At 70.8% G+C, this 13,474-nt stretch carries 11 protein-coding genes; 6 read left to right on the top strand and 5 right to left on the bottom strand.

Annotated features, from left to right (window positions below):
• Positions 1 to 22: 22 nt before the first annotated feature.
• From ACFYYH_RS10790 to ACFYYH_RS10775, 4 genes are read right to left on the bottom strand one after another with little or no spacing between them, the layout of a single operon-like run.
• The gene (locus tag ACFYYH_RS10790) at positions 23 to 256 is read right to left on the bottom strand and encodes an acyl carrier protein (protein WP_388548648.1); all 234 of its coding nucleotides are present in this window, start codon (positions 254 to 256) and stop codon (positions 23 to 25) included.
• Positions 257 to 267: 11 nt separating this feature from the next.
• Positions 268 to 705: a holo-ACP synthase gene (locus tag ACFYYH_RS10785; RefSeq protein ID WP_388548645.1), complete on the bottom strand. Its 438-nt coding sequence runs from the start codon at positions 703 to 705 to the stop codon at positions 268 to 270.
• Position 706: 1 nt separating this feature from the next.
• Positions 707 to 1,543: a hypothetical protein gene (locus ACFYYH_RS10780; protein WP_388548643.1), complete on the bottom strand. Its 837-nt coding sequence runs from the start codon at positions 1,541 to 1,543 to the stop codon at positions 707 to 709.
• Positions 1,540 to 2,412, bottom strand: coding sequence for a diiron oxygenase (locus ACFYYH_RS10775; protein ID WP_388548641.1), 873 nt, complete (start codon positions 2,410 to 2,412; stop codon positions 1,540 to 1,542). The genes ACFYYH_RS10780 and ACFYYH_RS10775 overlap by 4 nt, the downstream gene beginning before the upstream one ends.
• A 476-nt stretch (positions 2,413 to 2,888) precedes the next feature.
• Between ACFYYH_RS10775 and ACFYYH_RS10770 the strand changes: the two genes are divergently transcribed.
• The 6 genes from ACFYYH_RS10770 (at position 2,889) to ACFYYH_RS10745 (ending at position 12,488) form a co-directional block, all read left to right on the top strand.
• Positions 2,889 to 6,458: a BTAD domain-containing putative transcriptional regulator gene (locus ACFYYH_RS10770; RefSeq protein ID WP_388548895.1), complete on the top strand. Its 3,570-nt coding sequence runs from the start codon at positions 2,889 to 2,891 to the stop codon at positions 6,456 to 6,458.
• Between the two features lie 291 nt (positions 6,459 to 6,749).
• Positions 6,750 to 7,538: a protein phosphatase 2C domain-containing protein gene (locus ACFYYH_RS10765; RefSeq protein ID WP_388548639.1), complete on the top strand. Its 789-nt coding sequence runs from the start codon at positions 6,750 to 6,752 to the stop codon at positions 7,536 to 7,538.
• A 186-nt stretch (positions 7,539 to 7,724) separates the two neighbouring features.
• A complete protein-coding gene (locus ACFYYH_RS10760; protein ID WP_388548637.1) occupies positions 7,725 to 9,491 on the top strand; it encodes a condensation domain-containing protein in 1,767 nt (588 codons plus the stop codon).
• The gene (locus ACFYYH_RS10755; RefSeq protein WP_388548635.1) at positions 9,488 to 10,774 is read left to right on the top strand and encodes an MFS transporter; all 1,287 of its coding nucleotides are present in this window, start codon (positions 9,488 to 9,490) and stop codon (positions 10,772 to 10,774) included. The genes ACFYYH_RS10760 and ACFYYH_RS10755 overlap by 4 nt, the downstream gene beginning before the upstream one ends.
• A gap of 2 nt (positions 10,775 to 10,776) precedes the next feature.
• Positions 10,777 to 11,850: a LuxR family transcriptional regulator gene (locus ACFYYH_RS10750; protein WP_388548633.1), complete on the top strand. Its 1,074-nt coding sequence runs from the start codon at positions 10,777 to 10,779 to the stop codon at positions 11,848 to 11,850.
• Positions 11,847 to 12,488, top strand: coding sequence for a pyridoxamine 5'-phosphate oxidase family protein (locus ACFYYH_RS10745; RefSeq protein ID WP_388548630.1), 642 nt, complete (start codon positions 11,847 to 11,849; stop codon positions 12,486 to 12,488). The genes ACFYYH_RS10750 and ACFYYH_RS10745 overlap by 4 nt, the downstream gene beginning before the upstream one ends.
• 117 nt (positions 12,489 to 12,605) lie before the next feature.
• On the opposite strand, the gene ACFYYH_RS10740 is transcribed toward ACFYYH_RS10745, so the two are convergent.
• The gene (locus tag ACFYYH_RS10740; protein WP_388548627.1) at positions 12,606 to 13,268 is read right to left on the bottom strand and encodes an alpha/beta fold hydrolase; all 663 of its coding nucleotides are present in this window, start codon (positions 13,266 to 13,268) and stop codon (positions 12,606 to 12,608) included.
• Positions 13,269 to 13,474: the final 206 nt, after the last annotated feature.

Below are 13,474 nucleotides of genomic sequence, written 5' to 3'. Positions count from 1 at the left end.
GGGCGCAATCACGGGCGGGAAATCAGGCGAAGAACGCCTTTTCGATGGTCGCGAGGGACTGGAAGTCCTCGATGTCGATCGCGTCGAAGTCGATTTCCGCGCCGCTCGCGTCCTCGATGGCGTAGACCAGTTCGACGAAGGACAGCGAGTCGACCAGCCGGTTCTCGATGATGTTGACGTCGGCCGCGAGTTCGGTGCGGTCGGCGTGGCGTCCGAGGATCCAGTCCCGGACCTTGTCGATTCCTGCGGAACTCATGGAATTCCCCTTCAGTCGTGGTGAAAGACGGTCGCGGCGGCGGCCGCCACGGCGATGGCCCAGCCCGCGTCGTGGCTGATGCTGACGTCGATCGGCCCGAGTCCCGCCTGCTCGGCCAGCCGGGCGGCCCGTCCGCTGAGGCGGACCTCCGGCCGGCCGCCGGGCCCGCGCAGGATCTCGGTGGTCAGCCAGGGCAGCGGCTGACCGGTGGCGTGGAACAGCTTGAAGACGGCTTCCTTGGCCGCGAGCCGGCCGGCGACGCCCGACGGGTCGGCGTCCGTCAGATCCGTGGCGCCGGCCGGGGCGCAGAGGTCCAGCTCCCTCGCGGACAGCATCCGGTGGAGCGCGGGTCCGGAGGCCGGGTCGAGCAGCGCGGGTATCCGCGCCAGGGGCACGAGGTCCACGCCGATCCGCGGTGCCGTCGGCGCGGGCGGACGCGGCCCGGTCATCTCAGGACGTTCCGGCCGCGGCCCGTACCGCGGCGAGCGCGGCGGACAGATCACCGTCGTGCCGTTCGCCCAGCACGGCGAGCCAGCGCTCCAGACCGAACGCCACACAGGAGGTGAAGGCGTGTTCGCCCGCGCCGAGCGTGATGCCGCAGCGCTCACCGAAGAAGTTCCGGTGCGTGTTGACGGACGCGATGGCGAGGTCGCCGTACGAGAACTCGTACTTGACCGGGCTGAGCTTCTGCATGAGCGCGCGGGCGCCGTCGCTCCGGAAGAACGGGTCGGAGGCCGGTGCCTTCGTCAGCCCGAGGCCGAGCGCCCCGGCGAACGACTCGATGCGGTCGCCGAAGTCGGCGAGGACCCGCTGGGTGTGGTCGTAGCCGCCCAGCGCGACGATCTCGCGCATCTGGAAGCTGGCCAGCCGGCGCAGTCCGCCGTAGTGGTCCTCGTTGCGGAAGCACCGGTTGACCAGGGTCACCAGGGTCTCCTCGGCGACCTGGGTGCCCTCGTAGTAGAGATACGCGCCGTAGCAGGTGGCGTGCGGCAGACCGTAGCGGGCCTCCCGCACATCGGCCGGGCCGAACCTGCCCTCCACCGGCTTGACCTGACCGCTCTCCAGCTCCAGCGACCCGGCCACCCAGGCGAGATGGGGGAAGTTGGCGTAGACGTCGAACTTCTCCAGATCCGTCACCGGATACAGGGGCGGCGGACTGATCTCCTCGGCCCCCGCCGCCACGCCCCAGCCGGTGAAGAGCTGGTCCAGCTCCCTGACCAGCCGGGTCGCGTCCGGCCCGAGGATGGCCAGCGCGGGTGCGCCCTCGCTCCCGGTCAGCCTGGTCATCGGATGATCCCCGCCTTCTTCAGGAACTTGGCGGTCTTGCGGAACGTCTGCTCCTCGGCCCTGACCCGGCCGGGCGACGCGAGCAGGGCCCGGCGCACCTCGTGCGGGCGGTCGAGACCGGCGTCGCGGTAGACCTGCGGGTGGTAGAGCGATTCGAAGCTGTGGGTCATGTAGCGCTGGAGATAGGTGGAGATCTCCGCCAGTTCCTCGTCCGTCGCCGTGCTCTTGACGTCCTGGAAGAGGAGCTGCACCAGTTCGCGGCCGAAGGCGATGTGCCGGGACTCGTCCTGGTGGTGGATGCGGTTGATCGCGCGGATCGTCTCGTGCAGCCGCTCGTCCACCGCCATCGCGGAGTTGTAGTGGTCGACCAGCTCCTCGAAGATCATGATCCGGGCGAAGACCAGCAGGCTCTCCAGCTTGGCCGAGGGGGCCGCGCCGCTGGTGGCGCCGGCCGGCTGGCGGTAGATCCTGCCGCCGTACCGCAGGCAGAACTCGGCGAAGAACCACATGTGCTCATTCTCCTCACCGATGAAATGGTGGAAGAACTCCGACGGTGTCTCGAACCCCGCGGTGTGAATCCGGTTGACCACTTCGATGAGCAGCTCACGGATGCCGTGCACATTCAGGCTGTAGAAATTGATGCTCTCGTAGCGCGACAGCGTGTGCAACTGCTGCGGTGTGAGCGTCTCGGCCAGCTCGGAGCCGAAGGTGGTGGTGAGTTCGGGGCTCATCCACCACATGTCGTCGGGAAGCCGGTCGGGCCAATCGAAGAGACGGTACGGGTTGTAATAGTCATCGATCGACTTGGCGCTGAGACGGCCCAGTATTCCCTGGAACCGCTCGCTGCGGTCAATTACTTCACTGACCATGGAGCGATGCCCTCCATTCACCTCGCGGTTGCGTCGATTCCGAAGGTAGAGCGGTGACGAGGATTTCCTCAACGCCCGGAAGCGGCCTGGCCTGGACCGGTCAGCGCATCCCGGGGACCCCTCCGCGCGGTTTCCCCTCCGTCGGCGTACCCGACCCGCCGCCACCTCGCGCCCGATGTCACCGAGCGTGAGTCCCGGGCCGCCGGGCCGCCCCGGGCAGGTGGCAAACCAGAAAGCACACACCCGGGGGCGACCCCGTTCGGCTAGGATTATTGGGAATTCGCTCATTCCACAAAAGGGGTGATTTGTGCCGTCAGGGACATCGGGCTGATCAGGCCGAAGCCCAGTTGGATGAATATGCAACCTTGTTGCGAAGTGAACCTCACCGTGCCGTGATCGGAGAGTCCCCCGTGTCGAGGAACCTTTCAGTGGAGAAGCCCGTCCCGCAGGACAGCGCGGAGACCGATGCGGCGTCCATGGGAATGCAGATCCAGTCACTCAGGAAAAGGGCCCACATGAGCCAGCGTGAGCTGGCCGCAAAGGCCGGCATGAGTACGAGGGCACTGCGCGACATAGAGCGGGGACGGGTCCAGCGCCCTCAGCTCCGTACGATCCAGCATTTGGCGGCGGCGCTGGAATTGGCGGAGTCGGAGGTGAGTGAACTCCACGCGGCCGCGCGCGAGAAGCCCGCCAGGAAGACCGGCAAGCCCCAGTTCCTCATCCTCGGGACGCTCGTGGTCCAGCGCGGCGAGACGGTCGTGCCGGTCGGCAGGCCGATGCTCCGGCGCCTGATCGGACTGCTGGTGCTCAAACACCCGGAGCCCGCGACGCACCAGGAGATCGTCGAGACCCTCTGGCCGTCGGGGCCGCCGCATTCCTACCAGAGCCTGATCCACACCTATGTCAGCCAGGTGCGCCAGCTCCTCGAACCCGAGCGGCCCACCGGCCAGACGCCCCCGAGCGTGGAGCGCATACCCAACGGCTATGTGCTGCGCGCCGACGGCAACCAGACCGATATGAGGCGCTTCGACGAACTGGTGGCGAGGGCCCGGCGCACCCAGCACGCGGACCACAGGGAGATCGCGTACGAATCGCTCACCCAGGCGCTCCAGTGCTGGCGCGGGCCCGTCCTGAGCGATGTCGACCCCGTGCTGCGCCAGCACCCCGCGGCCGTCGCGGCCACCGAACGGCGCCTGGAGGTGGCCCTGCTCCACGCCGATCTGGCCCTCGCCCTCGGACGCCCGGAACAGTCCGTCAAGGTCCTCTGGGAGATGGCCAACAGCGAGCCGCTGCACGAGGGCGTGCACGCCCGGCTCATGCTCACCCTGGCCGGCTGCGGTGAGCAGGCGGCGGCCCTGAACGTCTTCAAGAGCCTGCGGGAGAGGCTCGACGAGGAACTGGGCATCACCCCGGGCGAGGAGATCCGCGAGGCGCACATGAGGGTGCTGCGCCAGCAGATCCCCCGCCCCGAGCGGGCCGGGTTCCCGTCGGAGGGCCCCCGCACCACCGCCAAGCCGGCCCAACTGCCCGCCGGTACCTCCTCGTACGTCGGACGGGGCCGGCAGATCCAGACGCTGAACTCGCTGCTGGACACCGACGGGAGTGGACAGACCCCGATCGTGACGGTGGTCGGGCCGCCCGGGGTCGGCAAGACCGCCCTCGTGCTGCACTGGGCGCACGCGCGGCGCGAGCACTTCGACGACGGGCAGCTCTTCGTCAATCTGCGCGGCCATTCCCCGCTTCCCGCGCTGAGCCCCGTCGATGTCCTGGCCCGGTTCCTGCGCGCGCTCGGCGCCCCGCCCGACCAGGTGCCGTCCAGCGAGGAGGAGGCGGCGGCCATGTACCGGACGCTCCTCGCCGACAAGCGCATGCTGATCGTCCTGGACAACGCCAACAGCGTCGACCAGGTCAGGCCGCTCCTCCCGGGCAACGGCGAGTGCTGTGTGGTCATCACCAGCCGCAGCAGGCTGGCCGGGCTGGTCGCCAGCGACGGGGCCCGCCATCTCGGCCTGGAGGTGCTCAATCTGAACGAGGCCCACACCCTGCTCGGCGGCATCCTCGGCGAGCGGCGGGCCGCCGCCGAGCCGGACGCCCTCATGGACCTGGCCCGGCTGTGCGGGTGGCTTCCGCTGGCCATCCGTATCGCCGCGGCCAATCTGATCGCGAACAGCACCATGAGCGTGGCGCAGTACTGCGCGGAACTGGCCGGGGACAACCTGATCAGCGGGCTGCGGGTGGAGGGCGACGAACGCTCCACGATCCGGGCCGCGTTCGACCTGTCGTATCTCGCGCTGCCGGAACCGGCGCAGCGCACCTTCCGGCTGCTGAGCCTCACCCCCGGCTCGGACATCACCTCGCACGGGGCCGCCGCCCTGATCGGCACGGCCCCCGGCGACGCCGGCCGGCTGCTGCGCTTCCTGGCCGACGCGCATCTGGTGCAGGAGGTCGCTCCCGGCCGGTTCGGCATGCACGATCTGCTGCGCTCCTACGCGCGTGAACTGGCCCGCGACGAGGAGGAGGCACGGGACGCCGGACGGCGGCTGCTCGACTGGTACGTGAGCAACGCCGAGGCGGCGGCGCGCCTGCTGTACCCGGAGGAGCGCTCCCCGGTGCCGCCCGCGGACCGGGGGCGGCCCGCCGACGCCCTGGTGTCGGACGCCGCCCAGGCCTCGCGCTGGTTCGAGAACGAGTGCGACAACCTGGTCAGCACGGTGCTGCACGCGGCGAAGTCCGGTGACCACCGGGTCGCCTGGCGGCTCGCCGAGGCCATGCACGGATATCTCTCACTGGGGCTGTACACGGCCGACTGGCTCACCGTCGCCACGGCCGGACTCTCGGCCGCGACCGCGGACAACGACCTGCGGGCCCGGTCCGCCGCCCAGCTGAGGCTGGCCGACTGGCACTGGGTCCAGGGGTCCAACGCCCAGGCGCAGGACCTGTTCACGGCCGCGCTGGAGAGCGCGACGGAGGCGAACTGGCTCAACGGCCAGGCGATGGCCCTGCGCCGGATCGGCGCGGCCCACCAGGAGAACGGCGCCATGCGGGAGGCCTCCGACTATCTCTCGCGCGCCCGTGACCTCACCCGGCAGGCCGAGGGCGTCGGCGCGGCCGACGACCTGATGAACCTGGGCCTGATCTGCTGGAAGCTGGGCCGGCTGGAGGAGGCCGTCGCCCACTATTCGCAGGCGGCCCGGCTCTTCAGGGACATGGGATCGCCCAGCGGGGTCGCCGTCTCGCGCACCAATCTCGGCATCGTCTACCGCGCGATGGGGCGGCCCTCCGAGGCGGTCGGAGTGCTGAGTGAGACCCTGGACATCCACGTCAGGAGCGGCAACAAGGCGAGCGAGACGGTGGCCCTGAGCTGTCTGTCGGCCGCCCATTCCGATCTGGGGGACCATGTCTCGGGGCAGCGGCTCGCACGCGCCGCGCTCGACGCCGCACAGGCCCTGCGCAACAGGAGGCTGGAGGCGAACGCGTTCTTCTCGATGGGGGCGGCCCAGGAACGGGCGCTCGAACTGGAGAGCGCCGCGAACAGCTACCGGCAGGCGCTGCATCTCGCGGAGGTGATGAACGACCGCTATCCCGAGGTGTACGCGCTCATCGGGGTCGCCAGGACGCAGCTCCGCACGGACCAGCCCGAACAGGCCCTGGCCACGGCCGGCAAGGCCCTCACCATCGCCCGCGAGGCGGAGTTCCGTGTCCTGGAGGCATCGGCGCTGAACGTCCTGGCGTTCGTGCGGCTGTGTCTCGGTGAGATACGGCCCGCCATGAGCGACGCGCAGCACGCGCTCGTGCTCCACCGGCAGACCGGGCACCGGCCGGGTGAGGCCCGCAGTCATATGGCGCTCGGCTGCGCCTTCCAGGCGACCGGCGCCCCGTCGCGGGCCTTCGGGCACTGGCGCAAGGCCCTGCTGCTCTTCCGTGACATGAGCATGCCCGGTTTCTACGATGTCCGGCCCCGCGCCGGACGTACCGCCGGGGACCGGCGCACGGGCCGGGGCGCCCGTACGGGGAACGACGGAACCTTCGCCTTTACGCGCGGGTGACGCGCACGTGACCCATGAGGCGGCGGAACGCGCGAACCGCCGCTGCCGGGGGAGACGTTGCGGTTTCTGCCGCCCGTTTCACGAAAAACCCGGCCGTTCCGCGTTGTCGCAGGTCAGAAGGGACGACTGGGCGGAGGAACCCGGCCGGGACGCGGCATCCGCCCCTATGGTCGGACTGTAGCGGGGCGGCTACTCCCTCTCCCTATGCTGCTGGGCACAGGTACAGACCATCCGCACCGCGCGGCCGCCCCGCCGTACCCGGGCCGGCCGCGCACCTCCCAGGGGAGAACCGTGGAGACCACGTGTGCCACACGGCCGGGGGACACCTTCAACGAGGACTTCGTCACGGCGGGCGGGCACTTCGCCGTCGTCCTCGACGGCGCGACACCCGAGCCGGGCGAGGACAACGGCTGCGTCCACAGCGTGCGCTGGCTGGTCCAGCGGCTCGGCAGCCGGCTCACCGCGGGCCTGATCGAGCACGAGGACGCGCCCCTGCCCGAACTGCTGCGCACGGCGATCGCCGCGGCCATGGAGGCGCACGGCGGGCAGTGCGACCTCGGCAACCCGCGGAGCCCCTCGGCCACCGTCGCCGTACTGCGCGCCCATGACGGCCGGGTCGATCATCTGGTCCTGGGGGACTCGGCCGTCGTGGTCCAGACAGGGGACCAGACCGTCGAGGCCGTGGTGGACGAGCGCATCCACGGCTTCCCCGAGCGCTCCTGGGCCGAGCTGCGCCATCTGCGCAACAGGGCGGGCGGCTTCTGGGTCGCGGGCAATTCGCCCGAGGCGGCGGCGCACGCGCTCACCGGGTCCCGGCCGGCGAAGGAGATCAGACGGGCCTGCGCGCTGACCGACGGCGCGTACCGGCTGGTCGAGCGGTACGACTGGAGCTGGTACGAACTGCTCGACGGGCTGGAGAGGGACGGGCCCGAGGCCGTGCTGACCCTGACACGGGCGGCCGAGTCCGCCACCCCCGCCGGGACGTTTCCCGGCAAGCACCACGACGACGCCACCGTCGCGCTGTGTCTGATCGGCGGCGAGGACGGGCCGCACCCCGCTTCGGCCGCCGGACCCGGCTGAGCCGTCCGGCGCTCCCTTCCCCGGCCCCCGCCCCCCTACCCCGATCGCGCCGTCCGCCCCACCCCACCCCGCCCCGCCCTACCCCGCCCGGTTCCGGCTCCGCGCGCGTCCGACGGGCGGCGGAGCGCTGCCCGAAGACGCACAAGGCCCTCACCCAACCCCCCATCAGACCCACGAGGTGACCACTTGCCACAGCTCACCGTGTCATTCACCGGACAGACCAGCCGCTCAGGCCCGCTGTCCTTCGGCCACGCCAACATCGTGCGTTCCATCAGCGTCGACGAGGATCCCTCCCGGCTCAATCTGGCCATGGTCTTCGACGCCCCGGCCGAGGGCGGACTCGACCGGATCACCGACCAGTTGCGCGTCCTGCTGGAGCGCCACGAGTCGCTGCGCACCACCTACCGGCTGAGCACACCCCCCACCCAGCACGTGGCCGGCGAGGGCGCGCTGGCCGTCACCCTGGTCGACCCGGCGGACCCGGCGGACGATCCGCTGGAGAGCGCCGCGGCGACGGCCCGCCGGCTGCGCTCGCAGATCTTCGACCTGGAGTCCGAACTCCCGCTCAGGGTGGCCGTCGTGACCGCCGGCGGCATCCCGCGCCATCTGGTCTGGGTGGTCTCGCACGCCGCGATGGACGTGGCCGCCTGCGAGACACTGCACACCGAATGGGCCGCCCTGTCGGCGGGACGGCCGCTGCCGCCGGCCACCGAGCTGCAACCGGTCGATGTGGTGGAGCTGGAGCGGACCCCCTCCATCAGACGGATCGGCGAGGGATCCGTACGCTACTGGGAGTCCCAGCTCCGCCGTGTGCCCCAGGCGATGTTCACCCCGCCGCACGCGGCCCCCGCCAAGACCGAGTGGCTGCACGCCGGTCTGAACGTACGGTCGAGCACGGTGCCCGCCGATCTCCAGGCGATCGCCGACCGGACCGGCGCCAGCACCTCCGCCGTCGCGCTCGCCGCGCTGGCCGTGCTGGTCGGTCACCGCACCGGCCACCGCACGGTCGTCACCACCTCGCTCTCCGGCAACCGGATCATCCGCAAGCTCCGCGGCTTCTTCGGATCCCTGGCACAGGACGCCCTGCTGCCGGTGGACCTCACCGACGCGGCCGGCTTCGACGACGCCGTACGGCAGGTCCGCTCGGCCGCGCTCTCCGCCTACCGTCACAGCTGGTTCGACCCCACGGCCGTCTGGCAGGTCATCAACGGGGTCAGCGGCGAACGCGGTATCTCCTTCGCCCGCGACCTCGTCTTCAACGACATGAGCGCGCTGGCCACCGCGGCCGACTCACCCGACCACTCCGCGCTGAGCAGACTGCCCAGCGTCTGGATACCCGGCCATCAGCGCGCCGCCGTGGAGGACCCGGAGCTGGGCGGCAGCGTCGACTGGCTGCCCGCCGAGGACATCCCCTGCCGCTTCTTCGTCTGTCTGTACCGGCTGGAGGGCGAGTTCGAGCTGACCCTCTGGGTCGACCCGCAGACCCTGGACAAGGGCGAGGCCGAGGAGTTCGGCCGGGCCCTGCTGCGGCTGCTGCGGACCGCGGCCGGACGGGACGTGCCGCTCGCCGAGGTGGGCGAACTGACCACCCTCGCGCCGGTGGACCGCGGCGAGGGCTGGTTCAGGAGCGACAACTCATGGATCGAACTCGACGCCGTACGGGACCTGATGGCCGATGTCCTGGGCGAGGTCCCGCATCTGGTGACGGCCGTGCCCGACGAGGAACTCGGCCACCGGCTGGTCTGTCATCTCACCGCCCCGGCCGGCCCCACGGCCGTGCACGAGCGCACGCTGGTGGCCCTCGCGGGCCGGGTCACCGCCATCGCCCCGCACCGCTATCTGGTCCACGAGGGCGCCCCGGCCGACGCCGACACGGCCGACCCGGACGCCTGGGCCGCCCTGCCCGTCATCCATGACCTGACCGGCCGCACCCAGGGACGTGACAGCGCGTGAGCTCCGAAGTCGACACCCGTACGGACGACGGCTCCCCCGCCGGGGAACCCGCACCGACCGATCAGCTCTGGTCCGCCAACTTCCGTCTCTACTTCGGCGCCCGCACCGGCTCACTGCTCGGTGACGCGATGCTTCCCGTCGCCCTGTCCGTCGGAGTCCTCGACGCGGGGTACGGCACCTCGGGCGTCGGGTACGCGCTGGGCGCCTGGATGGCCGCGCTCGCGCTGTGCATGCTCTTCGGCGGTGTGCTCGCCGACCGGTTCACACCCCGCCGGATGATGGTCATGGCCGACCTGGTCCGGCTGGTCATCCAGGGCGCCATGGCCGTCATGTTCGCCCTGGGGGTCCCCCCGCTCTGGGGCATCGTCGCCCTCCAGTTCCTCAGCGGACTCGCGACCGCCCTGTTCCAGCCCGGGGTGGCCAGCCTCGTCCCGCGCGTCGCCAAGGACGTCCAGCGCGCCAACGGCGTCCTGCGGATGGCCGAGTCGGTGGCCGGAGTGCTGGGCCCGGCGCTGGCCGGTGTCCTGGTGAGCGTCTCCGGGCCGAGCACCGTCTTCGCCATCTACGCGGCGACCTACGCCCTCAGCGCCGCGTGTCTCTTCGCGCTGCGGCTGGCCACCTCGGTGAAGGCACCCGCCGAGGAGTCGTTCCGGCGCCAGCTCGTCGAGGGATGGCAGGAGTTCCGCTCCCGCACCTGGCTGTGGGCAGTGATCTCCATCTTCCTGGTGTACGGGTGCTTCGTGGCGGGCGTCTCGCTCCCGGTGGCGGCCGACCTGGTCGTCGCCGACCTGGGCTCCACCGCGCTGGGCATCGGGATGGCGGCCTTCGGCGCCGGCGGGGTGCTGGGCGGTGTCGTGGCCATCAGGGCCAGACGCGGACGTCCGCTGGCGGTCGGCTCGGCCGGCTGGGCGCTGTTCGCCCTGTATCCGATCGTGCCCGCCCTGAATCCCAACGTCTACCTGCTGAGCCTCGGTTGGGCCCTGGCCGGCGGCGGTCTCGCCTTCTGGTCCGTCATCTGGGCGACCACGGTCCAGACCCAGATACCGGCCGCCCTCCTCAACCGGGTGTACGCCTACGACGTGACCGGATCGCTGCTCTCGATGGCCCTGGGCCGTTCGATCGCCGGTCCGCTGGCGTCGGTGACCGGGCAGCGGCCGCTGATGATCGTCGCCACCCTGCTCGGTCTGCTGTGCAGCGGGCTGCTGCTCGCCGTGCCCGCCATCAGGCGGCTGCGCGCCGTACCCGCCGACGGGGAACTCGCCGGGGCCGAACAGAGGAGTTGACCATGGACATCGGCACGAGGACCAGAACGCACGAGTACACGGACGCGGGCCGGGTCGACGAGTTCGTGGTCCAGGTCTACGAGTACACGCTCGGCTGCGACAGCGTCACCCCGGAGGGGCTCACCCGTGAGCTCGATGTCCCGCCGCACCGGATCGAGGAGGCGTTCGACGTTCTGCGCGGCCTCAGGCTGATCAAGGAGGTGCCGGGCGGCCGGGGGGAGCTGATCGCGGTCAACCCCGAGGCGGCCCAGATGGAACTGCTCGTACCGCTGGAGCGGGCGATCCATGACAACCGGCGCCAACTGGTCGGGGTCAAGAGCCAGTTGCTCTCCTTCATGGAGGCGTTCAGCAACACCCAGCGGGCGCGGCCACGCCGCGAGACCGTGGTGGTCACCGACGACCGGCACGAGATCGAACTCCGGCTGATGGAGGCCGCGCAGAGCTGTGAGTCCGAGGTGCTCGTGATGCAGCCCTGCGTCGCCCAGGAGCCTCCCGAGCTGACGTACTCCCGCCCGCTCGTCCTGGAGGCGCGCCAGCGCGGCGCCGACGCCCGGGTGCTCTATCCGCACACCGCCCGCGGTGACGCGGGCACCCGCTCCTATGTACGGGACCTCACGGACCTGGGCGGGAAGGTGCGCACCTCCCGGGAGATCCACGGCCGTTTCCTCATCTTCGACCGCCGGGTCGCCTTCGTCCCCGCCGACGCGACGGGGGAGGGGAACGGTGTCGCGATCGTGTACGACCCGTCCGTGGCGGCCTTCCTGGGGTCCATCCACGATCTGGTCTGGCAGTCCGCGTTCGGGCTGGAGTCCGGCGCGGTCGGCTACGGCGGGATCCTGGACGACCTGAAGACAACGATCCTGGAGCTGCTCGCGGCCGGTATCAAGGACGAGGTGATCGCCCGCCGCGTCGGGATGTCGGACCGTTCCTTCCGCCGGCATGTCGCGGCCATCATGCAGGACCTCGCGGCCGACAGCCGGTTCCAGGCCGGGGTCACGGCCGCCAGGACCGGGCTGATCGGGTCCGTGCGGACGGACCTGGCCGACGCGGCCTCCGGCGCGAAGGGCCCGGCATGAGCCGGTACCCGCATCTGGCGTACACCCCGCATGTCGTCACGGTGCAGGAGGAGATGGGCAGCGGCGCCGCGGGACGGCGCCGGCTGCTCGGCTCCGCCGGCCACGCCGAGGTCCCCGATCCGCTCACCGCCGCCGAAGCCGCGTTCGTCCAGGGCCTCGACGGTTTCCTGATGGCGACCGTCGGGGACACCGGCTGGCCGTACATCCAGTTCCGCGGCGGCCCGCCCGGCTTCGTCCAGGTCCTCGACGAGCACACCCTCGGCTACGCGGATGTCCGGGGCAACCGGCAGTACATCACCATGGGCAATCTGCGCGGCGACGACCGGGTGGCGCTCTTCTTCATCGACTACGCCCGCCAGACACGGCTGAAGATGTTCGGACGGGCCGCGGTGACTCCCGCCGCCGACGCGCCAGGACTGCTCGAACGGCTCTCCCCGTCCCGTACCGACGGCCAGGTCGAGCAGCTCGTCACCCTCACCGTGGAGGCGTTCGACTGGAACTGCCCCAAGCACATCACGCCCCGGTTCAGCGAGCGGGAGCTGGCCGAGGCGCTCGCTCCCACCCGCCACCGGATCGCCCAGCTCGAAGGGGAGGTCGCGTCGCTGCGCGCCGAACTCGACGCGCTGCGCGGGCCGTGACCCGCGCGCACGGAGCACGGACACGGCCCACCGCGCCCCGCGGTGGGCCGTGTCCGGCGTCCGGCCGGGCCCCTTCGATCCCCCCGGGGCCCGGCCCGCGGCGGCCGGGGTCCGGCGTCAGCCGGCCCGGCGGTGGGAGAGCAGCCAGGGGTAGAACTCGGGGTCGTCGTAGGTCCGGGTCCACGAGTCGTGGCCGACACCGGGATAGCGGGTGAACCGCACCGGACTGCCCCGCTCCTTCAGGGCCTCGACGACCTGCTCGGTGTGCTTGACCGGGATGTTGAAGTCGTCCTCACCGTGGAAGGTCCACACCGGGAGCAGACCGATCCGCTCGGCCGCCTCGGGCATCCAGGAACCGCAGATGGGCGCGATGGCCGCGAACCGGTCCGGATACCGCGCCGCGATCGCCCAGGTGCCCGCCCCGCCCATGCTGAGCCCCGTGACATAGATCCGGTCCTGGTCGATCCGGTGCGTCGCCGCTATTTCGTCGACCAGCGCCAGCAGGCCCGTCAATTCGGTCGACCAGGTGCTGTACGACGGACATTGCGGAGCCACCATGACGAACGGCAGATCGGCGCCTTCCGCGATCTGTTTGGCGGGGCCGTGCGCGGTGAGCATTTCCGGGTTTTCACCGCGCTCCGACGCACCGTGCAGAAACAGCACGAGTGGCCATTTACCCGTGCTCTCGTCCTGATAGGCGCTCGGCAGGTGAAGGAGGTACGGAAGTGTATTTCCGGCGTCGTCGACCTTGAAAGTGTCCTGGTGAAGAGCGGTGGACATCCAGCACCTGCCTCGCATAGCGGGGATGAATTTCAGATCGTTGCCAGGATCTCGTCGGGATCGGCTCGTGTCAATTGTCGTGCCGGTGGACCGCGGCGGCACAGGGAAGAACTTCCGCGGAAGCCATGACGAAAACTGCCGGGCTTCTTCCGCCCGGCCGGATGCCCCTTTCCATCCGCGCAGCTCAGCGTATGTCTCATGCGGTG

Source organism: Streptomyces sp. NPDC002018, assembly GCF_042890865.1.
Lineage (GTDB): Bacteria > Actinomycetota > Actinomycetes > Streptomycetales > Streptomycetaceae > Streptomyces.
Note: the sequence above shows the minus strand (reverse complement) of the source record. Positions and strands in the feature narration are given on the sequence as shown.